Annotated in this window: 16 protein-coding genes and 1 pseudogene; 12 read left to right on the top strand and 5 right to left on the bottom strand. The window is 67.5% G+C overall.

Annotated elements, in window-relative coordinates; translation table 11 throughout:
• Positions 1-9: 9 nt before the first annotated feature.
• Positions 10-408 (bottom strand): LysR substrate-binding domain-containing protein, encoded by a 399-nt coding sequence (locus O7626_RS17530; RefSeq protein WP_278062232.1) that lies wholly within the window; start codon positions 406-408, stop codon positions 10-12.
• A 97-nt stretch (positions 409-505) separates the two neighbouring features.
• Positions 506-898: pseudogene (locus O7626_RS17525) on the bottom strand (LysR family transcriptional regulator); the annotation flags it as partial.
• Between the two features lie 84 nt (positions 899-982).
• On the opposite strand from O7626_RS17525, the gene O7626_RS17520 reads away from it, so the two are divergent.
• The 6 genes from O7626_RS17520 (at position 983) to O7626_RS17495 (ending at position 13,486) form a co-directional block, all read left to right on the top strand.
• Positions 983-2,296: an aspartate aminotransferase family protein gene (locus O7626_RS17520; RefSeq protein ID WP_278062231.1), complete on the top strand. Its 1,314-nt coding sequence runs from the start codon at positions 983-985 to the stop codon at positions 2,294-2,296.
• A gap of 133 nt (positions 2,297-2,429) precedes the next feature.
• Positions 2,430-2,741 (top strand): LysR family transcriptional regulator, encoded by a 312-nt coding sequence (locus O7626_RS17515; protein ID WP_278062230.1) that lies wholly within the window; start codon positions 2,430-2,432, stop codon positions 2,739-2,741.
• A gap of 470 nt (positions 2,742-3,211) precedes the next feature.
• Positions 3,212-5,554, top strand: a complete 2,343-nt coding sequence (locus tag O7626_RS17510) for a non-reducing end alpha-L-arabinofuranosidase family hydrolase (RefSeq protein ID WP_347404796.1) — start codon at positions 3,212-3,214, stop codon at positions 5,552-5,554.
• A 169-nt stretch (positions 5,555-5,723) separates the two neighbouring features.
• Positions 5,724-7,100 (top strand): ricin-type beta-trefoil lectin domain protein, encoded by a 1,377-nt coding sequence (locus O7626_RS17505; protein WP_278062229.1) that lies wholly within the window; start codon positions 5,724-5,726, stop codon positions 7,098-7,100.
• A gap of 781 nt (positions 7,101-7,881) precedes the next feature.
• A complete protein-coding gene (locus tag O7626_RS17500; RefSeq protein WP_278062228.1) occupies positions 7,882-10,374 on the top strand; it encodes a caspase family protein in 2,493 nt (830 codons plus the stop codon).
• Between the two features lie 1,870 nt (positions 10,375-12,244).
• Complete coding sequence (locus O7626_RS17495) at positions 12,245-13,486, top strand: hypothetical protein (RefSeq protein ID WP_278062227.1); 1,242 nt, start codon at positions 12,245-12,247, stop codon at positions 13,484-13,486.
• A 90-nt stretch (positions 13,487-13,576) separates the two neighbouring features.
• Here the strand turns inward: O7626_RS17495 and O7626_RS17490 are convergent, their stop codons facing one another.
• Positions 13,577-14,782 (bottom strand): IS256 family transposase, encoded by a 1,206-nt coding sequence (locus O7626_RS17490; protein WP_278066200.1) that lies wholly within the window; start codon positions 14,780-14,782, stop codon positions 13,577-13,579.
• Positions 14,783-14,853: 71 nt separating this feature from the next.
• On the opposite strand from O7626_RS17490, the gene O7626_RS17485 reads away from it, so the two are divergent.
• A complete protein-coding gene (locus O7626_RS17485; RefSeq protein ID WP_347404795.1) occupies positions 14,854-15,882 on the top strand; it encodes a recombinase family protein in 1,029 nt (342 codons plus the stop codon).
• A gap of 364 nt (positions 15,883-16,246) precedes the next feature.
• Here O7626_RS17485 and O7626_RS17480 read toward each other — a convergent pair whose 3' ends face one another.
• Complete coding sequence (locus O7626_RS17480) at positions 16,247-16,498, bottom strand: hypothetical protein (RefSeq protein ID WP_278062226.1); 252 nt, start codon at positions 16,496-16,498, stop codon at positions 16,247-16,249.
• A gap of 552 nt (positions 16,499-17,050) precedes the next feature.
• Here O7626_RS17480 and O7626_RS17475 point away from each other — a divergent pair.
• The 5 genes from O7626_RS17475 to O7626_RS17455 all read left to right on the top strand — a co-directional run bounded on the left by O7626_RS17475 (position 17,051) and on the right by O7626_RS17455 (position 25,191).
• Positions 17,051-18,325, top strand: coding sequence for a hypothetical protein (locus tag O7626_RS17475; RefSeq protein ID WP_278062225.1), 1,275 nt, complete (start codon positions 17,051-17,053; stop codon positions 18,323-18,325).
• Between the two features lie 69 nt (positions 18,326-18,394).
• Complete coding sequence (locus tag O7626_RS17470; protein ID WP_278062224.1) at positions 18,395-19,630, top strand: hypothetical protein; 1,236 nt, start codon at positions 18,395-18,397, stop codon at positions 19,628-19,630.
• A complete protein-coding gene (locus O7626_RS17465; protein WP_278062223.1) occupies positions 19,621-22,227 on the top strand; it encodes a hypothetical protein in 2,607 nt (868 codons plus the stop codon). Before O7626_RS17470 ends, O7626_RS17465 begins: the two co-directional genes overlap by 10 nt.
• Complete coding sequence (locus tag O7626_RS17460) at positions 22,157-22,972, top strand: hypothetical protein (RefSeq protein ID WP_278062222.1); 816 nt, start codon at positions 22,157-22,159, stop codon at positions 22,970-22,972. Before O7626_RS17465 ends, O7626_RS17460 begins: the two co-directional genes overlap by 71 nt.
• Positions 22,969-25,191: a DUF3962 domain-containing protein gene (locus O7626_RS17455; RefSeq protein ID WP_278062221.1), complete on the top strand. Its 2,223-nt coding sequence runs from the start codon at positions 22,969-22,971 to the stop codon at positions 25,189-25,191. The genes O7626_RS17460 and O7626_RS17455 overlap by 4 nt, the downstream gene beginning before the upstream one ends.
• Here O7626_RS17455 and O7626_RS17450 read toward each other — a convergent pair.
• The gene (locus O7626_RS17450) at positions 25,173-26,285 is read right to left on the bottom strand and encodes an ISAs1 family transposase (RefSeq protein WP_278060713.1); all 1,113 of its coding nucleotides are present in this window, start codon (positions 26,283-26,285) and stop codon (positions 25,173-25,175) included. The genes O7626_RS17455 and O7626_RS17450 overlap by 19 nt on opposite strands.
• Positions 26,286-26,313 lie beyond the last annotated feature (28 nt).

Below are 26,313 nucleotides of genomic sequence, written 5' to 3'. Positions count from 1 at the left end.
CCTCTGGGGTCAGTCGCCTGCTCTCAGGGCATTGAGCACGGCCGTCACCTCGGGGCGTGACGCGGCCGGTCGCCGGGTCCCCGCGGTGATGCGCCGGGTCAGCGGCGGGACCAGCGGTCGGGTCACCACCCGGTATCGCGGGTCCACCGCCAGTTTCGGCAGCATGGTGATCGATCGGCCGTTCTCCACGTGCTGGAGCGCCAGCATGTAGTTGTTGAACCGACAGATCACCACGGGCTCGAAGCCTGCCTCCCGGCACAGCCGGGTGGACAGGTCGGACATGTAGGAGCCGGCGACGTCGAACGTCCAGCGCTGCTGCGCGCACGCCTCCAGGGCGACCGACTCGGCGCTGGTCAGCGGATGCTCCGGGGGCAGCACGAGCACGATCGGGTCGGTGGCGAGCGGCACGAGGTGGATCTCCGGGGAGAGCTCGGCGCCCGGCGAAGTCGGCCGTCGTGATGATCAGGTCGACGTCGCCGCGGCGCAGCGCCGGCATGCTCTCGTGCGGCTCCAGCTCCAGCAACACCACGCTCACGTCCGGCTGCCGGGCCGCGAGACGGACAAGTGCCGGTTCGGCGAGGGCTTGCACCGCACTCTGGAACGCGGCCACTGTGACCGTGCCGGCCGGCTCGTCGGCGAGGCGGCGCAGCTCCGCCTCGGCCGTGTCCATGGCGGCGAGGATCTCCCGAGCGCGGCCGGCGAGCAACATTCCGGCCGCGGTGAGCCGCACCCGCCGCCCGGTGCGTTCCAGCAGCGCGGTCCGGGTCTCCCGTTCCAGCGTGGTCAGCTGCTGCGACACCGCCGACGGGCTCAGGTTGCCGCGCTGCGCAACGGCCCGGACGGTGCCGTAGGTCGCCAGGTCGGCGAGCAGGCGCAGCCGCCACGGATTCAGCGTCATGACTGCCTACTGTACGGCTTTGCTTAACAGCGACAGCGGAAATGTGCGCTGGACGTGCCTGTCCGGGCTGCCTAGCGTCGGTCCATGGTTGATTCGTTCTGGTCCGACGCCGATCGTCACCTGATCCGCTACATCGGCGCGGGCAGCTTCGTACGTGAGATCATCGACCGCGCCGAGGGCAGTTTCGTCTTCACCGCCGACGGCCGCCGCCTGCTCGACTTCACGTCGGGGCAGATGAGCGCGATCCTCGGCCACTCCCACCCGGCCGTCGTAGCCACCATCCAGCGGCAGGCAGCCACTCTCGACCACCTGTTCAGTGGCATGCTGAGCCGGCCCGTGGTCGAGCTGGCACGCCGCCTCGCCGGCTCGCTGCCCGCGCCGCTGGACAAGGTTCTGCTGCTCACCACCGGCGCGGAGTCCAACGAGGCGGCGATCCGGATGGCGAAGCTGGTCACCGGCCGGCACGAGATCATCTCGTTCGCCCGGTCCTGGCACGGGATGACGCAGGCTGCGGCGAGCGCCACCTACAGCGCGGGGCGCAAGGGGTACGGGCCCGCGGCGCCCGGCAACTTCGCGATCCCCACGCCGAACGCGTACCGGCCCGACTTCACCTTTCCCAGCGGCGAGCTGGACTGGCGGCATCAGTTGGAGTTCGCGTTCGAGCTGTTCGACGCCCAGTCGGTGGGCAGCCTGGCGGCGTGCCTCGTCGAACCGATCCTCAGCTCCGGAGGGGTGATCGACCTGCCGCCGGGATACCTCGTGGCGCTGCGCGACAAGGTGCACGAGCGGGGCGGGCTGTTGATCCTCGACGAGGCGCAGACCGGTCTGTGCCGCACCGGAGAGTGGTACGCGTTCCAGCGTGACGGCGTCGTGCCGGACATCCTGACCCTGTCCAAGACGCTCGGCGCCGGCCTGCCGCTGGCCGCTGTGGTGACCAGCCCGGAGATCGAGCAGACGGCGCACGAGCGCGGCTTCCTCTTCTTCACCACGCACGTCTCGGACCCGCTGGTGGCCGCGGTCGGCAACACGGTCCTGGACGTGCTGGAGGCCGACCGGCTCGACGAACAGGCGACGGAACTGGGCTCGTACCTGCGGAAAGGTCTTCAGGAGATCAGCCAACGGCACCCGGTGGTCGGCGACGTGCGCGGCCGCGGGATGCTGGTCGGGCTCGAGCTGGTCGGCGACCGGGAGTCGAAACGACCGGCCGACGCGCTGGGCGCCGCGGTGACAGGGCGTTGCCTGGAGCTGGGCCTGCACATGAACGTGGTGCAGCTTCCGGGCATGGGCGGCGTCTTCCGCATCGCGCCACCGCTCACCTCCAGCCACGCAGAGCTGGACCTGGGCCTGGAAATCCTCGACCGTGCACTCGCCGACGTGGTGCCCCGGTTCACACCTTGACACTCCAGCCGGGGATCGTGGTCCCGGTTGGATGAGGGCTTGTCGGGCGCAGTAGTTCAGAGCCGTATCTCCGCCGAGAGCCGCACGGGCCGCAGTCCGGGCGGCGTACGGCCCGCCATGTCATGCTTGTTCGGTGGATGTGGATCTACGGCAATTGCGTTACTTGGTGGCTGTCGCCGATCAGGGCAGATTCTCCACCGCCGCCGATTTGCTCACCATGAGCCAGCCCGCGCTGTCCCGCGCCGTCGTGGCGCTGGACCGTGCTGTGGGAGTTCGGCTGCTGGACCGGACGCAGCGAGGAGCGGTGCTTACCCCCCGCAGGAAGGTGCTGGTCGACCAGGCACGAGCAATCATCGGCCAGGTGGACAGCACGGTGAGCAGACGCGCATCGCGGGTCACGCGGCGCCGCCGCTGCGGATCACCTCACGCGGCTGCGACCTGGTGACTCTGCACGAGTTGGTCAGTGATGCCACCGAGTTGGCGCTCGCTCTGGCGCGGGGAGAGCGGACCGCACAGATCGGGCTCGAGCTGGCGACGGCTCTCACTGTCCGGGGAAGTACCGCACCACCAGCCGCCTGACCGGAAGCCGACGGGCAACCGCCGACCCCGCAGAGTCCCTGGCCGATGCGCTCGGCGAGGTCTGGTCGGCTGCTCTGTCTCCGAAAGTTCCAAGAAGGCGCTGAAACTACCGCTTGCCATGGCTGAAAGTTTTTGGAAATCTAGCTGCATCGATCAAGCCTGTTAGCGCTCACATCGATCGGTGACCGCCAGCTCACCCACCGATCGTCTCGTCCGCCGGTAGCAGGCGCCCCATCCATCGCAGGAGGACCAGTGATTCCCCGGACCCGTCCCGCCGGGCGTCGATTCAGAACGCTCGCCATATCCGGCGCGGCCGCGATCGTCGCGGCCCTCGTCGTGTCCCTGCTCCCCACCCTCGCCCAGGCCGCCGAAAGCACGCTCGGCGCCGCTGCCGCTCAGTCCGGCCGGTACTTCGGTACCGCCGTCGCCGTGGGCAGACTTGGCGACAGCGCTTACAGCACGATCCTGAACCGCGAGTTCAACCAGGTCACGGCCGAGAACGAGATGAAGCCCGACGCGCTTCAGCCGAACCGGGGTCAGTTCAACTACACCAACGGCGACCGGCTGGTCAGCCACGCCCAGTCGCGGGGTATGAAGGTCAAGGGGCACACCCTGGCCTGGCACGCCCAGCAGCCGGGCTGGATGCAGTCGATGTCCGGCAGCGCCCTGCGCCAGGCGATGATCGACCACATCACCAATGTGGTGACCCACTACCGGGGCAAGCTGGACTCCTGGGACGTGGTGAACGAGGCGTACGCCGACGGCAACAGTGGCGGCCGGCGTGACTCGAACCTGCAGCGCACCGGCAACGACTGGATCGAGGTGGCGTTCCGCACCGCCGACGCGGCCGACCCGAATGTCAAGCTCTGCTACAACGACTACAACATCGACAACTGGTCGGCGGCCAAGACCCAGGGCGTCTACAACATGGTCCGCGACTTCAAGCAGCGCGGCGTGCCGATCGACTGCGTGGGCTTGCAGACGCACTTCACCGGTGGCTCCAGCTACCCGAGCAACTACCGCACCACGCTGTCCAGCTTTGCCGCCCTCGGCGTGGACGTGCAGGTCACCGAGCTGGACGTCACCAACGCCGACGTGAACCAGTACCGCAACACCGTCAACGACTGCCTGGCGGTGGCCCGCTGCACCGGCATCACGGTGTGGGGTATCCGCGACTCGGACTCGTGGCGCTCCGGCGAGAGCCCGCTGCTCTTCAACGGCAGCGGCCAGAAAAAGCCGGCGTACGACGCGGTGCTCGCCGCGCTGAACAGCGCGACCCCGAACCCGACCACGCCGGGACCGAACCCGACCACGCCGGGACCCACCGCCCCACCCGGCTCCGCCGCTGAGATCGTCGGCGAGCAGTCGGGCCGGTGTATCGACGTGCCCAACTCGTCCACCAGCAATGGCACGCGGGTGACCTTGTACGACTGCAACCGGGGGTCGAACCAGTCCTGGACGTACACGTCGAACAAGCAGCTGCAGGTCTACGGCAACATGTGTCTGGACGCGGCGGGTTCCGGTAACGGTACCGCCGTGCAGATCTACAGCTGCCACGGTCAGACGAACCAGCAGTGGAACGTGAACTCCAACGGCACGATCAGTGGTGTGCAGTCCGGGCGGTGCCTGGACGTGTGGAGCACGGCCAACGGCGCTCAGGTGCAGTTGTACGACTGCCACGGGAACGCCAACCAGCGGTTCAGCCTCAGGTCGCTCGGCGGACCGACCGCCGCCCCGACGACTGGCGCGCCGACCACGCCGCCGGCCAGCAACTGCAACCTTCCGACGTCCTACCGGTGGTCGTCGACGGGTGCGCTGGCGCAGCCGAGGTCGGGCTGGGTCTCGTTGAAGGACTTCACCGTCGCGCCGTACAACGGCCAGCACCTGGTCTACGCCACCACCCACGACACCGGGACGAGCTGGGGTTCGATGAACTTCGGCCTCTTCTCGAACTTCAACCAGATGGGCTCGGCGAGCCAGAACGCGATGAACTCCGCCACCGTGGCGCCGACGCTGTTCTACTTCGCCCCGCGCAACATCTGGGTGCTGGCGTACCAGTGGGGCGGCACCGCCTTCTCCTACCGGACGTCGAGCGACCCGACCAACCCGAACGGCTGGTCGTCGGCGCAGACGCTCTCCACCGCCAGCATCTCCAACTCCAACACCGGCCCGATCGACCAGACCCTCATCGCCGACGACCAGAACATCTACCTGTTCTTCACCGGTGACAACGGTCGCGTCTACCGGTCGAGCATGCCGATCGGGAACTTCCCGGGCAGCTTCGGCTCGAACTACACCACGATCATGACCGACTCGACGAACAACCTCTTCGAGGGTGTGCAGGTCTACAAGCTGCAGGGCCAGCAGCGCTACCTCATGCTCGTCGAGGCGATCGGCTCGAACGGCCGTTACTTCCGGTCGTTCACCGCCACCAGCCTGGGCGGTACGTGGACGGCACAGGCCGCGACCGAGAGCAACCCGTTCGCGGGCAAGGCCAACAGCGGCGCGACCTGGACCAACGACATCAGCCACGGTGAGCTGATCCGGACCAGCGCCGACCAGACCTTCACGGTCGACCCGTGCAACCTGCAACTGCTCTACCAGGGCCGCTCGCCCAGCTCCGGCGGTGACTACGGTCTGCTGCCGTACCGGCCGGGTCTGCTGACCCTGCAGCGTTGATGGCGTGACACAGCTCCGGCTCAGGTGAAACGGGGACGGGCGGGCTCGGCGCACAGCCGAGCCCGCCCGGCCCCCGCAGCACCGGATCACCCTGCGGTCCGGGCGAGAGCATCCGCCTCGGGCCGTCCCCAGATCTCCGACCACGACGACCAGTGCAAGGAGCCAGGCAATGCCGAAACACAGATACCTCCTCCCGTCCATCGCGGCCGCGGCAGCCCTTGTCGTGGTTGCGGCTGGCGGCGCGCTCAGCGGCGGCTTCGGCGGAGCGGCGTCAGCCGCCACGAACGGCATCCTCGCGGCGACCGCCGGCTGCGGCAAAGCCCCCACCCTGACCAACGGCACCCGCACGATCTCCAGCGGCGGACAGAACCGCAGCTATATTTTGCGGCTCCCCGACGGCTACGACCGCAACCGCCAGTACCGGCTCATCTTCGGCTTCCACTGGCTCAACGGCTCAGCCCAGAACGTCTCCTCCGCCGGCTACTACGGCCTCCAACCGCTGTCGAACAACAGCACGATCTTCGTCGCCCCCCAAGGCCTCGACGCCGGCTGGGCCAACACCAACAACCGTGACCTCACCCTCTTCGACGACATCCGCACACAGGTCGAAAACGACCTCTGCGTCGACACCACCCAACGCTTCGCCCTCGGCTGGAGCTACGGCGGAGCCATGAGCTACGCCGTAGCCTGCGCCCGACCCACCATCATCCGCGCCGTAGCCGTCCTGTCCGGCGCCCAACTCAGCGGATGCAACGGCGGCACCACACCCGTGCCCTACTTCGGCATCCACGGCACCTACGACAGCGTCCTGAACATCTCCATGGGCCGACAACTACGCGACACCTTCGTCCGCAACAACGGCTGCACCGCCCAGAGCCCTCGCGAACCAACCCGCGGCAGCCTCACCCACATCACCACCGTCTACTCCGGTTGCCGCGCCGGCTACCCCGTGCAATGGGCCGCCTTCGACGGAGACCACACCCCCAGCCCCGTCGACGGATCCTCCAGCCCCAACGACTCCCGCACCTGGACCTCCGGAGAAATCTGGAGATTCTTCACCTCACTCGGCTCCACCAACCCCACCACCCCACCCAACAACCCCACCACCCCGCCCGGCAACCCGACCACTCCGCCGGTGAACCCGACGACGCCGCCGGCTGGTTCGGCGTCGCGGATTGTCGGGGTGCAGTCGAATCGGTGTGTCGACGTGTTGAACGGGTCGCGTACCAACGGGACTCGGGTGCAGTTGTATGACTGCAACGGGCAGGTGCAGCAGCAGTGGACGTACACGTCAAACAAGCAGCTGCAGGTGTACGGCAACATGTGTCTGGACGCGGCTGGTTCGGGTAACGGTACTGCCGTGCAGATCTACAGCTGTCATGGTCAGTCGAACCAGCAGTGGAACGTGAACTCCAACGGCACGATCAGTGGTGTGCAGTCCGGGCGGTGCCTGGACGTGTGGAGCACGGCCAACGGTGCGCAGATTCAGTTGTACGACTGCCATGGAAACACCAACCAGCGGTTCAACCTCGTCCCCCTCGCCTGACGACCGTGACCGGCTCGACGAAGGACGAGCCGGTCCAACCCACCGTTAGCACGCCGGCCCGGCCGCCTGGCCGGGCCGGCTATGGTGCGCCCGTGGACAACAGAGCCGGCGCTGTTGCGTTGCCGGTGGTCGTGAGCTGAGGCAGGCCTGACGGGTGAGGCCAGCGAGTGGTCGTCCTTGGTCGCCGCCGAAGTCGGCGTTCACCGGGTTCCGGTTCCCGGTCGTGTCCGAGACTTCAACCCCCCACGGTCCGTGCCGCTGACCTGGGGATAGGTCAATTCTACCTGGTCAGGATGTGTTTAGCCGTAGTCCTCTGTGGCGGGTAGTGGCTCCCTGTTGCCACTCGTGTTCCCGCCGGGAACATCGTTGATCTTGAGATCGTAGCGAAGGTCAACACGCGCCCGGCCTCCCGCGATTGTCCGTCCTTCCGTGCCAGCCAACGCGCGCCGCAGTACGAACATCGCCGTAGTCAACCAGCACCGCGCCCGCGGCAACGGCCGACCGGTGCCCCTGCGCGGAATCACCTCTCGACTTTTTTTAGGACCATGACCACATCCCGGGGTAACTCGCGAATATCATTCACAGGGCGTCCTTCCGGTCGGCTCCGCAGATACCCGGAACTGGACCGAACATCGCTCGCTTTCGGTCGCGGATCATCTGCTGCTCCGACCCAGTCGGTCGGCAACGTGTCAGCTATCCGCATACGTTCTTTCGCCATTCCCAATAAACTCCTACGATGACGGCCGCGCCGTCCTCGTGATGTCGGGAAGGGATGCTCAGAATGAACGAGCCGATGAGGATCACGGTTCGGGTCAGCGACGCCGAGGCCGACGGGCGGCAGCTTGAGGACCTGACCCAGGGGTTGCGAGACGAGTTGTCAAACCTTGACGTTGCCGTCAACGGGATGCCGGCCGGTGAAGCGCCGCCGGGGGCGAAGTCTGTGGAACTCGCCGCACTGGGCACCCTGGTCGTCACAGCCTCGCAGTCGGCGGTGCTTGCCGCGATCGTCAGCGCGACTGTGCACTGGTTGGGTCAACGTCGGCAAGGGTCGGTCAAGCTCGAGGTGGACGGCGACGTGCTTGAGTTGTCGGGGCTGCCGTCAGAGGAGCAGCGCCGGGTCACGGACACCTGGTTGCGGCGCCATGACACCGGTCGTCCGGAACCGGTGGCTGCCCGCCACGCGCTGGTCATCGCGAGCTACGACTATCAGGATCCGGGGCTGCGTCGGCTGCGCGCACCCGCGCACGACGCCGACCAACTGGCGCGGGTGCTGCGGGATCCGCAGATCGGCGGGTTCGAGGTACAGACCGTGCTCAACGAGTCTGCGCCGGTCATCAACGAGGCGGTAGAGGACTTCTTCGCCGACCGTAGCGCGAATGATGTGCTCCTGCTGTACTTCTCCGGTCACGGGGTCAAGGACGAGGGTGGCGACCTGTTTTTCGCCGCCGCCGCCACCAAACTGCGCCGGTTGGGGGCGACGGCGGTCGCAGCCGACTTCGTTAATCGGCGGATGAACCGCAGTCGTTCCAGACGCATCGTCTTACTGCTCGACTGCTGTTATGCCGGAGCATTCGGGCGTGGAATGGTCGCCCGGGCAGGTGGCGGGATCGGCGTGGAGGAGCAGTTCGGCGGCCGGGGCCGGGCCGTTATTACGGCCTCCAGCGCCATGGAGTACGCCTTCGAGGGGCAGGAACTCGCGGACGCGCGCGAGAGCGGTCCATCGGTCTTCACCGGCGCGCTGGTGGAAGGGCTGGATACCGGCGACGCGGATCGCGACCAGGACGGGTACATCGGCCTTGATGAGCTCTACGACTACGTGTACGAGCGGGTGCGGCTGTCCACGCCGAACCAGACGCCGGGGAAGTGGACCTTCGATCTGCAAGGCGACCTGCACATCGCTCGGCGCAGCAAACCCGTCACCATCCCCGCGCCCCTGCCGCCCGAACTGCGGGAGGCCATCGATCACCCGCTCAGTGGCATGCGGGCGGGCGCTGTCGGCGAACTCGTCCGGTTGCAGGCGAGCCGACACGAGGGACTCGCCCTCGCCGCCCGGCTCTCGCTGCGGCAACTCGCCGACGACGACAGCCGCATGGTCTCCTCCGCCGCGGCGGTGGCCCTCGGTGTTACCGCTGCCGCAACCGTTGATGGTGCCTCTGTCGCGCCTGCGCCGAGGTCCGGCGATGTCGACAGCCGTCAGGCGGTGACGGCGGCACCCACGCACGCATCAGCTGTCCGGCATCCAAAGAGTGAGGAGTCGGACCAGTCCACTGACCGACGCCGGCCGTTCCCGTCGGCCGTCGCCGCCCGCCTGGGGGTCAGCCCAGCGTTTCGTAAACTGGCCGTGCGGGTCCTCGCCATGCTCTCGGTAGCTCTGCTCGGCGCAGGCTTCTCGTCTAACATGCAGATACGTTACGTTGGTCCGCACGGAGGACTTCTTCGCGCTGAACAGAGCCTTGACTTTGCGGAGCTGCCGTACTCCGCCACGTTGTGCCTGTGGTTGCTGGCGGGCGTGGTGCTGATCGGCGCGTTCGCCCCGGCCGAACGTCGAGAGCGGACAATTGCTCAGGGAGTTGCTTTTGGCCTGGTCTCGGTCTTGGTGGGCATGCTCGCCACCATCAATAAAGTATGGATAGACCACGACAACGATGGCGGATTTGTCATGCTCGTCACCGCCGTATGCCTGATCGTGGGCACGCTGGTGCTGGGCCTGTTGCCCGGTCCCACCCTCCGGCACACCATCGTGAACGGGCTGGTCGGGGTGGCCGGTGCCATCGCTCTCGGTGTGTACATCGAGTGGGGGGCAGCAACGGTCGCTCACCCTGGGAAAAATTGGGCACACCTCCTGATCCCGGCCTTCGTGCTCGTGGTTGCCGCGGTCCGTACCGCGCAGCACTGGCGGGCTGTCGGCCCCGCACGGTGGGCCGTCGTGCAGGGCGCCGTGGCCACGGTCCTGCTGATCATCAATGCGGTTTGGGCAACTGCACGCTACCCGTATGTGGACGCCTGGGCCACGGGCTACCTGCCAACCCTGCTCGTCGTCCTCATGGTCAGCGCCCTGATCGGAGACGAGCGCCCGGCGGCGCTCACCGCAGCGCGGCTGTCGGCGATCGTCGGACCACTGCTATTGGCATCCCGCGTCGATGGACCATCTGGCAATCCAGAGATCGACGTCATTCCGCATGTGTGCCTCCAAGCGGTGGCGGCCGGATTCACCATCGCCGCCTGGTATACGCACAGCCAGGCTCGACAGCATCCGCCGGTGGTGCCTGGGTAGTCTCCCGGCGCCGCCGCGCCAGGATGGTCGACACCGACGGAGAATGCCGAAAGAGCCGGGGGAGGGCGGGCGTTGCGGCGGCCGTCCACGGATGGTCCTAGCTCGAAGCGGGAGACCGACGCGCCGCGCCGGCCCCCACCATTCTGGCTACGGTCAGCCGCGCCGTCCACCGTGTCCGCGGCGTCGAGCGGGACCTCTTCCCACACCCAGTTCCCGCCCATGACAACGTGTAACCCGCGGATGTTCGGCTCGAACCGCACGATGCCCTCCTCGACCGCTGTGCGGTCGAGGACGATCACGTCATTCTCCCACCGCATCGGACCTCGGCCTGGGCTGCTGCCCGTAGTCGCCGAGCGCACACCGGGCCAACGCCTTCTGCGCGCGATTTCGGCATCCGGAGCCGACGCCGGCAGGCCCGGCAGAGCTCCGCGGCGAGCTGGGTCAGCGAGATCGCGGAAGCATTCGACGAGGTCGATCAGGACGGCGCGCGCCGTATCGGGTTGACTCATGCCTTTCCCAGCCCGGGCCGTGGGTCACGCCCGTAGTAGAGCGGCGGCTACTTGCCGAGATCGGTGATTGGTGGCATGGCTGGGACGACGAGGCCGAAGGTGTCGGTGACGATGACCGTTTCCGGCCGTTGATTTTCTTGCCGGTGTCGTAGCCTCGGCCGGCTCGGCCGACGGTGTCGGCGGCCTTGACGCTCCGGGAGTCGATGATCCCGGCGGACGGCTGTGGGTTGCGGCCCCGCTTGAGGCGGAGCTGTTCGCGGAGGTGGTCAAGGATACGCTGGGTGACCTCGTCCTGTTCCCATCGGACGAAGTACCAGTAGACGGTCTGCCACGGTGGGAAGTCGGCCGGGGGTTGCCGCCACGAGCAGCCGGTACGCACGACGTAGGGGATCGCGTCCGCAACCGCCCGGCGAGAGTGTTTTCCGGCCGGCCGCCTGGGCGGGGTGGCGGGAGCAGCCCGGCGATGTGACGCCACTGGGCGGTGGTCAGATCTGAGGGATACCGACGCTTGCGGGGCACGTTAATGCCAACGAGGCATTCGCGAACATCAGCCGCACACGGAGTCCGACGTCTCCCTTCCAAACCCTCACTAAGGCCGTTGCCCTGGGTTCTGCCAGTTCAACGGCCTTACCGTGGGATCAAGATCGTGTCCGAGGATCGACACGAACCGATTCCCAACGGGAACCACGGCTTTCCGGCACTATCCCGCTCGGCTGATGGCCAGCCTACCTGGGCCATTGTGGTCGCACCGTCCCATGCAGAGGTGACACGAGGTCCTGGCGACGCCGCCGGGGCCAGAGCGACCAGGTGTCGCTTGCCACGAGGATGCTCGTGGCAAGCGACTACCAAGCGGGCCACGACGATGTCGCTGCGCTGTGATCGAGGGTCGGGGCACCAAGGCGGGGTGACGTGGCTCAAGCGAGACCGTGCGCTCGCCGTACTACTCACCGGGTTTCATGCGGTTGGCCGCCCGGCTCGCCTCGGGACAGGCCGGACCGATCGCTGTCGTGGTGGCGAGCATGCATGGCGACGGGCGGGTGCGGGAACGAGCGGTTAGGGGCGACGCTGAAGCGGCCGGCGGGGGAGTTGGTGCCGTTGCTGGTGCTGCGCACTGCCGGCTGGGTGGCCCCGGTACGTGACCGGGGGCGGGCCGGGCTGGCGTTGCTGTTGGCGGGTGATCCGGGCGGCTGTCTTCGGGCGGCGCTGCCCACCATTCTGGCGGGGGAGTCGCGGACCCGCGCCGGCTTCGCCGGGTGCCGGCGGGAGGGGTTGGTGAGTGTGCCGTCGCGGCGGCAGCGCGGCCCCGCGTTATGTCGCTTGGCTTGCCCGAGTTGTCGTGTGTGTTCTGCTGTGATGTAGCGGTGAGGGCGAAGGATACGAAAGAGCTGACCGTGCTGGTGGACCGGTTGCGACGGGATCGTCGCCGTGACCCGTACGCGGGCCGGGATGCCTACTCCCGGGCCGCGCGTGAGGTCGCGGACCGCTGCCAGAGATTGGTCGACGCGGGTCAGGCGGCGGTCGCGGTGCCCGTGCTGCGCAAGGCGGTCGACCGGATGACGAGCGCCCTGTTGTACATGGACAGTTCCTCCGGGGTGCTCGGCAACGATCTGACGAACCTGATGGAGGTGTACGCCCGGGCGTGCCGGGCCGCGCCGCCTCGGCCCGCTGGGCTGGCAGGGTGGCTGGTGAAGCTGGTGTGCGATGGTCCCGGCTGGCCGGACGTGGTGCTGCGCGAGTGGGCACCGGCGTTGGGGGCGAAGGGCCTGACCGAGATGGCACGGTTGGTCGACGAGCGTGCCGCCGCGGCCGACCCCGATAACTGGCATCAGCAGTGGGCGGTGCGGTACCTGCGGGAGCAGTTGGCCGAGGTCTCCGGCGACGTGGACCGCCACGTGCGGGTGCTGGCGGAGCACCTGGTCAGCGCCGACCAGTACGGGCGGATCGTACGGGTACTGGCGCAGGCGCACCGGCTCGCCGAGGCGATCAACTGGGCTCGACGCGGGCTTGTTGAGTATCCGTCCGGCTACCAGTCGGTGAAGCTACGCGACCTGCTGGTGCGGCTGCTGATCGAGACTGGTGAACCCGGGGCGGCGGTGGCCGAACGCCGGGCGGCGTTCGATGGCCAGCCGGCGATCGACAACTTCCGGTCGCTGCTGGCGACGGTGGCCGAGACCGACCGGGATGCCGCGCACACCGAGTGGGCGTTGGCGGTGGTGCGTGACCGCGCCGCACGGCAGGAGGGTTACCTGCCCGATCTGATCGACGTGCTGGTGCTGGCCGGTCGTGACGACGAGGCGTGGCACACCGGGCTGGCGCGCCTGGACGAGTTGCCCACCCGGCAACGCGTCGATCTGCTGGAGTTACGGCGACGGACCCACCCGGCCGAGGTGCGGGAACCCTATCGGGCGCTCATCGACGCCCAACTGCTGGACTCGTACGACAAACGCCGCTACGACAAGGCGATCACGCTGCTGCGCAGCCTACGGGAGGCGTACACGGCCACCAGCGAAACCGCGCAGTTCGACGCCTACCTGCGAGCGTTACGCGCAGAACACAAGCGTCGGCCGACGTTCCTGGCCAAGCTCGACGCCGCTCGGCTATAGCCCAATGCCGTCAACTTGCGTGTCTGGCCTGGTCAGGATCCAAACAGTCGGGAGTGTCAAGTGAACGGCTGATCTTGGTTGTTGAGGTGGTCAGTTGTTGGCCGGGGTGAGCCGGCCCTCGAAGGCGATCTGGAAGGCGTTCAGGGGTGCTTTCCAGCGCATGGTCCAGCGCCGGCGCCCGGTGCCGGTCGGGTCGAGGCTCATCAAGGCCATGTAGACACACTTCAAGGCGGCTTGCTCGTTGGGGAAGTGGCCGCGAGCTCGCACGGCCTTGCGGATGCGGGCGTTGACCGACTCGATCGCGTTGGTGGAGCAGATGACCTTGCGGATCTCGACGTCGAAGGCGAGGAAGGGCACGAACTCGGCCCAGGCGTTCTCCCACAGCTTCACGATCGCCGGATACTTGCGGCCCCACGCCTCGGCGAACTCGAGGAACCGTTCGGTCGCGGCGTCCTCCGTCGGCGCGGTGTAGACGGGCTTGAGCGCTTTGGCGATCTTGTCCCAGTCCTGCCTCGCCGCGTAGCGGAACGAGTTGCGCAGCAGATGCACCACGCACGTCTGCACGATTGTGCGCGGCCACACGGTCTCCACCGCCTCGGGCAGGCCCTCGAGCCCGTCACAGACAAGCATCAGCACGTCGGCGACGCCGCGGTTCTTCAGCTCCGTCAGCACGTGCAGCCAGTGCTTGGCGCCCTCGCCGCCGTCACCGGCCCAGATACCGAGGATGTCGCGGTGTCCGTCAACGGTGACCGCCATCGCGAGGTAGATCGGCCGGTTCGCGCCCTGCCCATCGCGGATCTTGACGTTGATGGCGTCGATGAACACGACCGGGTAGACCCTGTCGAGGGGCCGGTTCTGCCACTCGGCCATGCCGTCCATGACCTTGTCGGTGATGGTGGAGATGGTCTGCTTGGACACCTCAGCCCCGTAAACCTCGGCCAGGTGCGCGGCAATTTCGCCGTGGGTCAACCCCTTGGCCGACAACGACAGGACCATGTCGTCGACGCCGGTCAGGCGGCGTTGCCGTTTGCGCACGATCTGCGGCTCGAACGTGCCCGCCGCGTCTCGCGGAACGCGGACCTCGACCGGCCCGACGTCGGTGAGCACGGTCTTGGTCCGGCTACCGTTACGAGTGTTCCCACTGCCACGACCAGCAGGGTCGCGCTTGTCATAGCCGACGTGATCGGTGATCTCACCGTCCAACGCCGACTCCAAAACCCGCTTGGTGAGCTGCTGCAACAGCCCACCCTCACCGGTCAGCTTCAGCCCGTCACCACGAGCCCGATCGACCAGCATCGCGATCAACTACTCATCCGTGACCGCATCCGCCGGCCTCGCGGCCGGCTCCTGCCCCGAGGTGATCTCGGTTGTCATCTGGCGTCTCTCCCTTGATCGGTCGATCAGCCGTTATTTGTACAGTCCCCCACCGTGACGGGCTAGCATGGTCCAAGACCGCGATCCGGGTGATCTTGACGAACCCTCGGTACACCGGCCGGCAGGTCTGGAACAAACAGCGCACCGACGAGGTGCTGCTCGACGTTGACGATGTCGCCCTCGGTCACATCGCGGTCATGAGGTGGAACGGCCGCGATCAGTGGCTGGTCTCCAAGGACATCGTTCATGATCCGCTGGTCGACGAGGCGGACTTCGAGCGTGTCCAGCAGCTGATGACCAGGCGGGCTCGTACGGCTACCGCGCCGAAGCGGGCGCACCGATCCCGCCACCCGTACGTCTTCAAGAGCCTGGTCTCGTGCGGCGTTTGCGGGCGGAAGATTCAGGGTCAGCACTCCCACGGCGTCGCCTACTACCGCTGCCGATTCCCCCAGGAGTACGCACTTGTCAACAAGGTCGACCATCCGCGTAACGTGATCATGCGCGAGGAGGCGTTGATCACTCCGTTGGACACCTGGCTGGTTCAGGAGTTCGGACCGCTGCAGCGCCGCCACACCATCGCCAAACTCGTCGACCAACTCGCCCTCGGTGCACCCGCCACGGCTTCGGCAACGCCGGTTGGACCGACGGTGGCCGACTGCGACGCGAAGCTGGCCCGCTACCGGGCGGCCCTGGAAGCGGGCGCGGACCCAGCCGTGGTCGCCGGATGGATCGCCGAAACCCAGGCCGAACGGCAGCTCGCCGAGCAACAGGAGCGGGCAGTAACCGCATCCGGGGTTCCAGACACCACCGGACACCTCACCGAAGAGGAGATCACCACGATCGTCGAGGAACTCGGCGACCTCGTCACCGCCGTGCGAGACGCCGAACCCGAACACAAGATGGAGGTCTACCGCAGCCTCGGGCTGCGTCTGACCTACTACCCGAACGCGCAAACGGTGCGGGCAGATGTGGATCTTGCCACGCACCGTTGGGATTCGGTTCGTGTCCGAGGGGGGAGTTGAACCCCCACGATCAGCACCAGCGCGCACTTTAGAGTGCGCATGCGCTGATACTACAGGCTGTCGGTGGGACTGCGCAGATTTCCGTGTTGACCTGGGTGTGGTCCGTTGGACAGGACGTCGATCCTGTCCGAGAAGGACCACGTCTTGGCAGACAAGAAAGCGACTGCTGCTCAACTTCCGCAGCCGACGTCGGCGGAGCGGGAGTTCGCCCAGCAACTCGTGGAGCGGGCCAAGAGATCCCGGTGCCACCGAAGCACGGTCTCCGGGCGGACCAGCAGCCGCAGGCCGCGCAGGACGTTCCTCGGCAGCCGGTGTAGTAGAGATGTAGCGCCGCAGCGTGTCGGCCACAGCGCATAGCCGGCGTTCAAGCAGCATGGCGAACGGCGAGCCGGTCGAAGAAGGCGTCGAGGCGGCGTACCGTCTCCGGGCCGTCGACGAGGTCAGCGCCTCCGAATCGGTAGACCTCGTAACCGTTGAGCCGTAGCTCGCGGTCTTCAGTCATCATCTCGGCATAGCGGCGGGGGCTGGCCCGGCCGTCGTCGTCCGCGTAGTGCTGCTTGCCGTCGCACTCGATCACGACACGGACCCGGTGAGGCAGCAACAGTAGAAAGTCCATTCGCTGGCGAGTGAGGGCGGTAGACCCCTGGCGCTCGGTGTACGGGTCGTAGTGGAGGTAGACCTGCGGGATCAGCGCGGGGATGTCGGGGCTGAGCCGTACGTACCGCTCGGCGTAGGTGCGCAGGATTCGCCGTTCGGCGTCGTTCCCACCGAGGGACCGGTCCAGCCGTTGGTAGAGGCTACGGCGACATCACGCTCTGATGTTGCGGCGATGCCTTCCTGGTCCGCCCACCAGCTGCAAGGCCGCCGTATCCGGCTCTGTGCCGGTCCGATGTCGTTGAGATGGGTGTATGGATTGCAGTCGCGTGATCGGGGCGCCGGTCGTGCACCGTACTGCGGCTTGATGGAACCCGTGATCTGCGGCTACTCGACCCCACCGGCTCATCCGTGCAAAAATGAAACATGTGTTCGATAGCCTGTCGTGGTGGCGCAGCCGGTGATCCTGGGCCGGTCTTCTGCGCCGCGGCCAACGACGGGCTATCGTCGCTGCTGGTGACGTTGCGATGGCTTTGATGGTGGTGTCTGTTGATCTCGGGCTGACGTGGTCGCGATGACGGCCATTCTCAGCACCGACAGTGCCACTTCGTCAGCCCGCCAGCTGATCCCGGGCGCGCTGAGCGCGCGAAGGCTGACGGGTGGTCTGTCTCGGCGCGATGTGGCTGCGCTGGCAGCGATGTCCGCGCGGGAGGTCTTCCTCTACGAGGAGGGGTTGCGTGCCGCGGGCCCGGCTGGGGTGGAGCGCCTGGCGGGGGCTGTCGGCTGCCGCCCTGATGAGCTGATCGATATCGAACCGGGTCGTGAGACGTTGGCAGACCTACGATTCGCGGTGGGGTTGAGGCTGGCCGACGCGGCGGCGCTGGCCGGATCGTCTCCGGCTGGTCGAGAGCTGCGCGTATCGGCTGAGATGCTGTCCGCGCTGGAAAACGGCGAGTCGCTTCATGAGCCGGGGTGGGACACACCGGTGGTGGCCGGTCGTCTCGTGACTGTGCTGGCGCGGATCTACGCAGTGCCGGTACGGATGGTGTTGGACGCGTGGATGCGTACCCGGCCGCAGGAACCTGCGCCGCTGGTGGAGACGCCGGACAGCGGTGGCCCTTCGCGCGCTGCGGTCGCGGCGTGGGCATCGCTGAATGAACGCCAGCGGGTGTATCTGGGCGAGATCATGCGCGACGACCGCATGACGGCTACGGAGATGTGGATGCGCAGGCTGCAGCGGTTGCCGGTTCCGAGGAGTGCTGATTGGCGTCGTCTTCCGCTGGCGTTCAAAGGCGCGCCGGCGCAGACCGGGTACACCCGTTTGCAGGAGCGGTTGCGTCGGCGCGGCGTCCACGATCCGGGTACGGGTCCGACAGTGCATGCCCTGGCCCGGCGGGGTCTGGTGGTCGTGACCGAGGATGTCGTCGATGACCCGGTTGCCGGTGAGGTGGTCCGGGTCCTGGTCGAGATCACCCGGCGTGGCCGCGCCGCGGCCCGGGCCGGCTTGGACGAGCCGGTGGAAGTTGATCACGAGCCGCATCTGCTGTCCGAGTGGCTGTGGAGCGTTCTGGTCCGGGTTGCGGCGGCCGAGCCCGACGGTCTGCCGGAGGATCGGCTGGCGGGCCGGGCGCTGTTCTTTCTCGGCGTCGGCTACCGCAGCGCTGCCGGCGGGCCGCCGAGCCGAGGGCTGATCGAGTCGGTGGCGGTTCTCGCCGCCGGTGGGACGCATGTGGAGGAGTTCCGGTGGCGGTTGACCGACCTGGGCCGACAGCACCTCGCCGCGTTCGTTGATCTTTATCGTCGGCGGTATCCGCGAGTGGATTGCACCGGCATCGAGGGCATCGTCTGACTTCTGACACGGGGCCCAGTCGCTTCGCGCCCGGTTTTTTGTCGGAGGGTGGGTCTAGCATCCGCCCACGTGACTAATGCTGTCGATGACGACACCAGCACACTGAGCGATGACCATGCACGCTATCTCGTGACCAAGGCCGCCGTGCACGCCGCGAAGGCTTTGACCAGCCCCGGCCGGAAACCGGAGCAGCGGCTGGAGACGCTGATGGAGTGCCATGGCAGCGTCCTGGCCGCGCGTGGGCCCGGCAGCCCGCTGCCGTTCGGGCGATTCCGCGATGCACTTTCGGGTGACCTCGCGCAGCTGCTGCCTGCCGGGGTCGAACCGGTCGACCTCAAGGGACTGGCTGTCGTCGATCAGGACGGGCAGATCACCGAAAACGCGTTCGACCTGGACTTCGAGCAGCGGATGCTGCTGCACACCCTGCACAAACTCCACCGGGCTGCGGGCGTGGCGGGCGTGCGGGAATTCCGCGAGGAGGTCGAGCAGGAGACAGTCTACCAGGCGTTGAGCAAGCAAGGTGTCCAATCGGTCTACGAGAACGGGCGCGAGGATCTGATCCGAACCCCGGCCGGGCACACGGATGATCTGGCGGACTTGCGGTTGCCGCCGAGCGTGGCCGACTTCTACCAGGAGATCCCGTACGGCTCGACACACCAGGGCTGGTGGTATCCGTGCCCGATCTGCCGGTGGCCGATGCGGCTCGTGCTGCGCAAGAGTGCCAGCGTCCTGACAGGCTCGGCCCGTTGCTGGCACACCCCGCACGCCGAGATGGGCGCCTCGTATCTGTTCCGGCCGACCAGTGACGGATCAGCCGCGGCACTGCGTCCCGAGTCGCGCCCGGACCCGCCCACCGGTCCCGAGTCGGTGCTGTTCCCCGACCTTGACGCGATCCCGGAGCCGACGCCGGTGGACAAGCACAAGGCTCTGGTTCGCGGCGTGTGGCGTTACACCACGGTCCCGGGCATTCCCGAGTTGGCGCTGCGCGACCAACTGTATGAGCGTGGCCTGGCAGCGGAACTCTGGCCATCCCTTGACGCCTACGACCTGCGAGTGAAGGTTCCCGGCGTCGGCAAGCCCTTCAAAGTCGACGTCAAGGACTACACATCGGCGACAACGCTCGGCAGCCTCATCCACGCGCAGGAGGGCGACCGGGGCGGTGCCGAATGGCTCGTGGTCCCGGACTACCGGGCCGGGCAGATTCCTCTGCTGTCGGAGGTGTGCGCCCGCTACGGCATGAAGGCGGTCACCGCGTCGGCCTTCGGCGAGCTGGTCTGCACGAAGGCGGGGGTGAGGTGGGCGTGAGCGACCCGACCGTGCAGACCAGCGTGGTGAACGCCGCGCTGGCGCTGGCAGCGCACTACTTCCCCCGCCGTATCGCGGGTGATGCCCGTGACGCCGCCGGGTTTGCCGATGCCGCGTTCCTGCTGTCCGGCAAATACACGGTGTGGGACCGCTGGAACGGGCTCGCGCATGCCGAGAAGCAGCGCATCGCGTTGCTCGGATCGGTCGCCCCGGCCGACCTGGCCGAGCATCGTGCCTTCTCCGTCGCGGCCCGCACGATCCTCGCGCCGCCGGATCCCGGAACAGAGGGCAAGCCCGTGGCTTTGGCGGCGTTCGAGCTTGCCGGGAAGAACCCGTTCCAGGCCGACGCCGCGTACCCCCGTGTGGGAGGGGACCTGCTGGAGTACGCCGACCGGCAGACCGCCCGGTTCCGGCGCCCCAGCGCCCGCCCGAAACCGCCGGACTTCGCTGGCCCCGGGACGTGGACTACCCCGACGATCTACGTCAAGGACGGCGGTCAGATCTACGGCCGGGTACGTATTCCCCGCTATCCGCACTTCACCGAACCGTTCGGCCATGACCGGCTGCCGCGCGCGTCGACTGTCGCGTACGAGCCCGAGCTGCGCATTCCCGCGAACGAGCTGTTGAGCTTGGCTGCGCAGATCGACGAGCGGTTCCCGGCCGACAAGCGGTTTCTGCACATCACGCTGTCCGGGCTGTTCGAGGTCTTGCAGACCACCGACACTGTCTCGCCCTGCGACGTCATGACCATGTCGGCCGGCGGGCTGGAAATCTTCCATGCCCCGACCGGCACCGGCAAGAGCGTCCTGGTCCGGGTCATGGCCAGCTGGTTCGCCCTGAACAACCGGCGTCTGGCCATCGTGCAGCCCGACATCAAGTCCTGCCTGGCCATGACGTGGAACATCCGCGGTGACCTGGCCCACCTGCAAACGAAACACGCGCTGGAGCACATGCCGACCTGCGCACACCTGATGTCCACCAGCCGGATGCACGAGCGCGCCGTCAAGCACGCCTCGCTGATCGACGAGGATCCCGGCGCGCCCGGCGACTGGGGGCTGCGCGGAGAACGCGACATCGACCCGCTCGCCTACGGCTGCGCACAGCGGGAATTCACCGAGGCCACCGGCGATTATCCGCCTGGTCGCGAACCGTGCCTGTCGCTGGTCCGGCAGGGTGTCGGGATGTCGGCCTGCCCGTGGATCCCGACCTGCAGCAAGTTCGCCCCGGTCTACCAGGCGTGCGACGCCAACGTGGTCGTCATGAACCACTTCCTGTTCCTGCAGGGCTCCCTGCGCATCGGCGTCAACCTCGACGGCCGGCCCGTGTACACGCTAACGGCCGCCGAGTTTGCGCTGCGCACGTGCCACGCCGTGCTCATCGACGAGGTCGACCAGTTCCAGTCCCGGGCCATCGAACGCTGCGCCAGCGACGTGAAACTGCACTCGCGCCGCCACTGGACATCCGCTCCGCAGTCGATGGACACCGACGCGAAACGGCTGCCCATCCACGACGAGAACGAACTGCTGCCCTCGGTCAGCCACGTCCGGCTCATGGCCGAGTTCCTGCTGCTCAGCATCTGCCGCAACGCGCTGACATTGACCGTCGTGGAGGATAAACGCGCCGAGGAACGCATTCCCGACCAGACCAGCAGCCGCTGGCACATGGCCCGCGGCCGCGACCGGACGCTCGCCGCACTGCTGTGGCCCGACCTTGAGGTCGGTGAGGCCGGCATCCCTGCCGAGGTCATCGAACGGATCAACGCGCTGATGCCCGAGCGCTACCAGCAAGAGGACCGGCACGGACGGGCCAGCGGCACGCTCGAGCCGGTCTGGGCTGATGTCCAACGCGGCCTGAATGCACTGGTCGGGCCGCGCGGCGAGACCCTGCTCGACGCCGTCAAGATCGAACTGCACGAACTGCTGGAAGATTCGATCAGCGACGGGCATCGCCGTGCGCAGATCATCAACCTGCTGGCGACCCGCGCAGTGATGATCGAACTGGACGAGGCTCTGGCCGAGGTCCGCAAGACCGCTCAGCGGTACCGGTCGTCCGGGTTGCGGTCCGCTCAGAAGATCGTCGAACAGTTGCAGAACTCGGCGATCACCGCTGTGATGCCGATCGGGATGCTCGGCCGTTCTCTGACCGGCTATCGGGTAACCGGTCTCGACGACCGGGAACGCAGCGCCGAGCTGGTGGCGCAGACCATCGGTGGTGATCCGCACCTGTTCACCGCTGAACTCGGTGGGATCGTCTCGCTGAGCCTGGCCGGCACGCAGCGGCCGGTCATGGGGCTGTCGGCGACGGCGTTCTTCCCGCAGGCGGTCCGCGAGCACGTGCACGCACCGGTGCGCTGGTGGATGACCGACGCGCAAGCACGTTCCATCCGCGCCCGCAAACGCCGCGTCGAGTACGGCAAGGGCCACCCGCTGTTCGGCGAACCGATCAAGGTCTCCGGTCTGCACACCAGCCGCAAACGTGATGCGCTGATCGAACTCGGCGATCAGCTCTACGACCGCTACATCCGGAGTGAGCTGGAAAAAGCCGCCGTCAACGACCCTGATCGTGCCCACGTGCTGGTGGTGGCGAAATCCCTATGAGCAGTGCGCCTGGCTCGCCCGCGGCATCTCCCAGTCCGGCTCCTACCGGTCCGGGCTGTGTGTGGCAGTGCGCGCCGAGGACCGGCACAGCCTCAACCCGGACCTGCCCCGCGAGGACCGTGCCGTGCGGCTGACCGGTGAGGAGTTCGAGACCTTCCCTGACCGGGGCAACATCCTGGTCGTGCCGCTGCCGCTGATCGCGCGCGGGCTCAACATCGTCAAGGGCATCCGCTCTGCGGTGCGCTCGGTCTACCTGTGCGTACGGCCCCTGGCGCTGCTCAACGAGCCGTCGGAGATGTACGCCAGCATCAATGCCGCCGGCATGCGAGCCCTGCCGGCCAGCGGAAGCAGCGACCCGATCGCCGCGCTCGCCGGTGCTCGCGACGCCGCGTGGGAGCGGTTGCGGTTGCTGCTGCGCTCGGCCAACCAGTTCACCTCCATGCAGAAGTCGCTGCAGGAGGAAGTCGTCGCGGGCATGATCGTCGACCTCATCCAGCTCGCCGGACGGGCCCGCCGCGGCGGCACGGAAGCCGTCCTGCACATGGTCGACTTCGCGTTCCACGAGGACACCTGGAGCGCTGATCTCGACACGATTCTGCGCCGCATCCACGCCAAATGGCCGCCCGAGGTGCGGGCACAGATGAACGCCCTGTACGGCGAAGCGCTCAACGCGTTCCTGTCGTACGCCGGAATCGACCCGAACGAATACCCTCTGACAACTGCTCTCGGAGGAGAGGACGAGTGACCCCACAACGCCGTGCTCCCGGTCGCTATCTCGACACGCTCGCGTACCGCTGCACCCCTGACCTGGTCCGCGACGACGCCGTGTACCTTCGGCATCTGAGCCCCGAGACCCGCTCCCTCTGGGAGAACTTCGAACGCGCCTGCAAAGACCGGTACGGCAACGAATCAGCGCAGGCACCGTACTCGATCGCCACCACCGTGCTCAGCGTGCTCACCGGCGGATACGTCTACTTCGAGCCCGGCGGTCCCCAGCCGTTCCTGGCCTCGCGGGAGCCGATCGACGACAAGCTGCTTTGCCGGGTGTTCACCCTCACCTACGGCCTTGCCCACGGCGTGACGATCCACGAGATCGACCTGCGGCGGCCCCCGGAGGTGGCGCAGAGCATCGCCGATACGCCGGAGAAGAAGGAGTACCTTGCCCAGCACATCCGGACGCAGGACGGTGTTCAGCCGGTCGCCCCAAACTGGGTGTACCGCACCATCACCTGGGGGCTGGCGCAGAAATTGGCCGGCCCGTGGGCGGTTCGCGACGGGCTCAGCGTCACGTTGCGCCCGGACGTCACCGGCGGCCTCGTAGCCCTCGACAAGCCGTGGGAGAGCGACCAGGGCGGCCGGTACGCGCTGTCACGTACCGCACTGAGCCTGGAAACCGTGCCGAACATCGTCAACCCCGTACTCATGGTGACCTCCCGGGTGACCCGGATCTCGGATTCGCTGATCTTCAGCAGGACGGTCCTGGCGGTCCAGCCCGGAGAGAACCGGCCGATCCTCGAGGTCGCTCTGCACGGCGGTGGCGGAGCCCGCACGATCAGCCGATACGCGCTCGAAGCGCTCGGGCGCCTCGACATGGACTACTCCATCCTGCAAGCCATCGCGACCCGCTCGCAGGCCGAACAACGGATGCGCGCCGAAGCCATTGCCAAGGTCGGCCACGACGACAAACCCAAGCTGACGTTCTCCCGCGAGCGCCCGAGCCAAATCTGGCCGGTGCTGGCGAAGAACCGGCAGTTCCCCATTGGCGTCGGCACCGGCATGCACCACCTGCGGGTGCTCAACCAGCACATCGTGGACCGGCTCGGTGATCTGGCCCAACCGATCGTCGCGCGCGCCACTACCCTGACCTTGCCGCACCGGCCCACCGACCCGGAGAAGGTGTCCAAGGCGGAGTTGGATCGACGCAAGGCTGCCCGCGAAGCCGGCGCCGAGGTGCGGCTGCGCGGCAAAGGCACCGCATTCCCTGACCCCGCCTCCATCGCCGCCGCAGTGAAGGCGGCCGGCTTCACTAAACTGCGCCTGGTCTGTCTGTGGTACCGCGACGAGACCCGCCTGCGGATGATCGCGACCCTCGCCAAGACCTACGGCCTCGCCACCGAGGGCTTGGACCCACGCGACGGCCAGGAGATCGACCTTTACGGCGGAACGGTCACCGCGGTCTTCCGATTCATGGGTGATTTTCTCACCCATGGCAGCCCGCACGGCAGAACGAAGGCGCTGAAGCCGGCCGAGGCGGCGCTCGACTCCAGCGGCGGCGTGCTGGTCGGCACGTGGTGTGAAACTCACGTTCCCACTGCCGAGGACGCCCCCGGCCGCAAACCGGCCGAGCTGGAGGAACTGGACGCCAAGCCGCAAACCAAGATGATCCTGGCTGGCCGGGACATCGCGAGCCAGTACCTGCTCGGCAAGAACGCGCAGGGTGTCATCGCGCCGAAAACGCCCGACCACCCGAGTGAGATGGCGCTGCTCGACCTGTACCGCTCCCTCGGCATCATCGACGATCGCATCGCCAACGCTCTGCGTCCCGAAGCCCGGCACGCCGCATACGGCGCCGACCGCATCGCCCACGTCGGATTCCACATCCGCCAGCAGAACAACCGCAAACGCGAGAAAGGCGCCCCCAAGGCCGTCGTGACCGCAACCGCACTGGTTCCGCCGGCCGTCGCGGGCGACGTGTGGCAACTGCGCGGCTGGAGTTCGACCGCTGCTCGCTGGCAGCCCTACCGCTGCGCCCAGAACGAGTTCCACGCCACGAACTACCCGAGCGAGGCTGGCGGCAAGAAGTCCCACCGTCAGCGGTGGGACGACATCGGGGCCATCATCGAACGGGCGCTGGAAGACCTCGTTGAAGAACTCGACGGCCGCCCCTATGTCGTCACTGTCGACGAAGACAGCGCGCGGCGTATCTGGGATGGTCTGCAGCAGGGTCATTGCGTTCTGGGGTAGCTGCTGGTCATTGCAGTGATGAGGTCGTGCGGGCGACGGTCGGCGCGTCTGGTGGCGCGGGCGATGTTGGTATCGCCGTTGGTGCGGTGGTAACTGGCCGCGGTGTTACGTAGCGTCGCCATGATTGCGGGGCCGGTGCCGGTTCTGGCTTGGTGGAGGTCTTCACGGAACGTGACGTCGCGGACATGATGGACCTGATTCTCGATCAGCCACTCGTTTCGGGCCCAGGACTGCAGGTCCGCGGGTTGGGCGTGCTCGGCGGGGAGGGAGATGGTGTAGTAGGCGGTTTCCCTGGTGGTCTTGCCCTTGAGGGTGCGGGTGCGGGTGATCCGGACGGCCTGCTCGGCGTGAGGGAACAGCAGACCGCCGGGGGTGGCTACGGTGAGCGCCTTGACCGTGCGGGTCTCCCGCCGGCCGTGACCGGTTTCGCGGCGTCGGTCACCCACCGGGACCTGGGCCCAGGGCAAGGCCTTGAGCTGGGCAAACACGGTCGGCTGGTTACCTTTGACCGGGATGAGCAGGTCGGCGCCGCGAGCGGCGACCTCGGTCGCGTGGCTGGTCTGTGTATGGAGGGCGTCGGCCACGAAGATGAGGCCGTCCAGGCTACCCAGAACCTGTTCGACCGCGTCCAGCAGTGGGGTGAACGCGGGGATTTCGTTGCTTTTCGCGGCCACGGTGACCTGAGCGAGCACGATGCCGGTGCTGGTGTCCAGCGCGGACAGCAGGTGGACCCGGCTGCCATCGGCGCGGCGGGCGCCGCGCATGGTCTTGCCGTCGATGGCGATGACGATCCGGTACCGCCGAGGTCGGGGCGTGACCGGAGGCGGGACGCGGGTACGCAGCCAGTCGGCGAGCACGGTGGCCAGCAGGTCAGCGTCCAACCTGGTCAGCAGCCGCCAGATCGTGGTCGCGGCCGGGACGGCGCGGATGAACCCGAGCCGGGCCCTGGCGAGGTCATCGAGGTCGTGCAGCCAGTCCGCGATGGCCGCGAACGATGATGCGCCGGCGGTCACGGCGCACACCGCGACGGTCAGTAGCCCGACGAGCGGGTAACGCGCCCCACGCGGGGACCGGGGGTCCGCGATGGTGGCCAACGAGTGCTGGAGCCCAGCTTCTTCACCC

The organism is Micromonospora sp. WMMD1102 (assembly GCF_029626265.1).
GTDB lineage: Bacteria > Actinomycetota > Actinomycetes > Mycobacteriales > Micromonosporaceae > Plantactinospora.
This window is presented reverse-complemented; position numbering and strand designations above follow the sequence as displayed.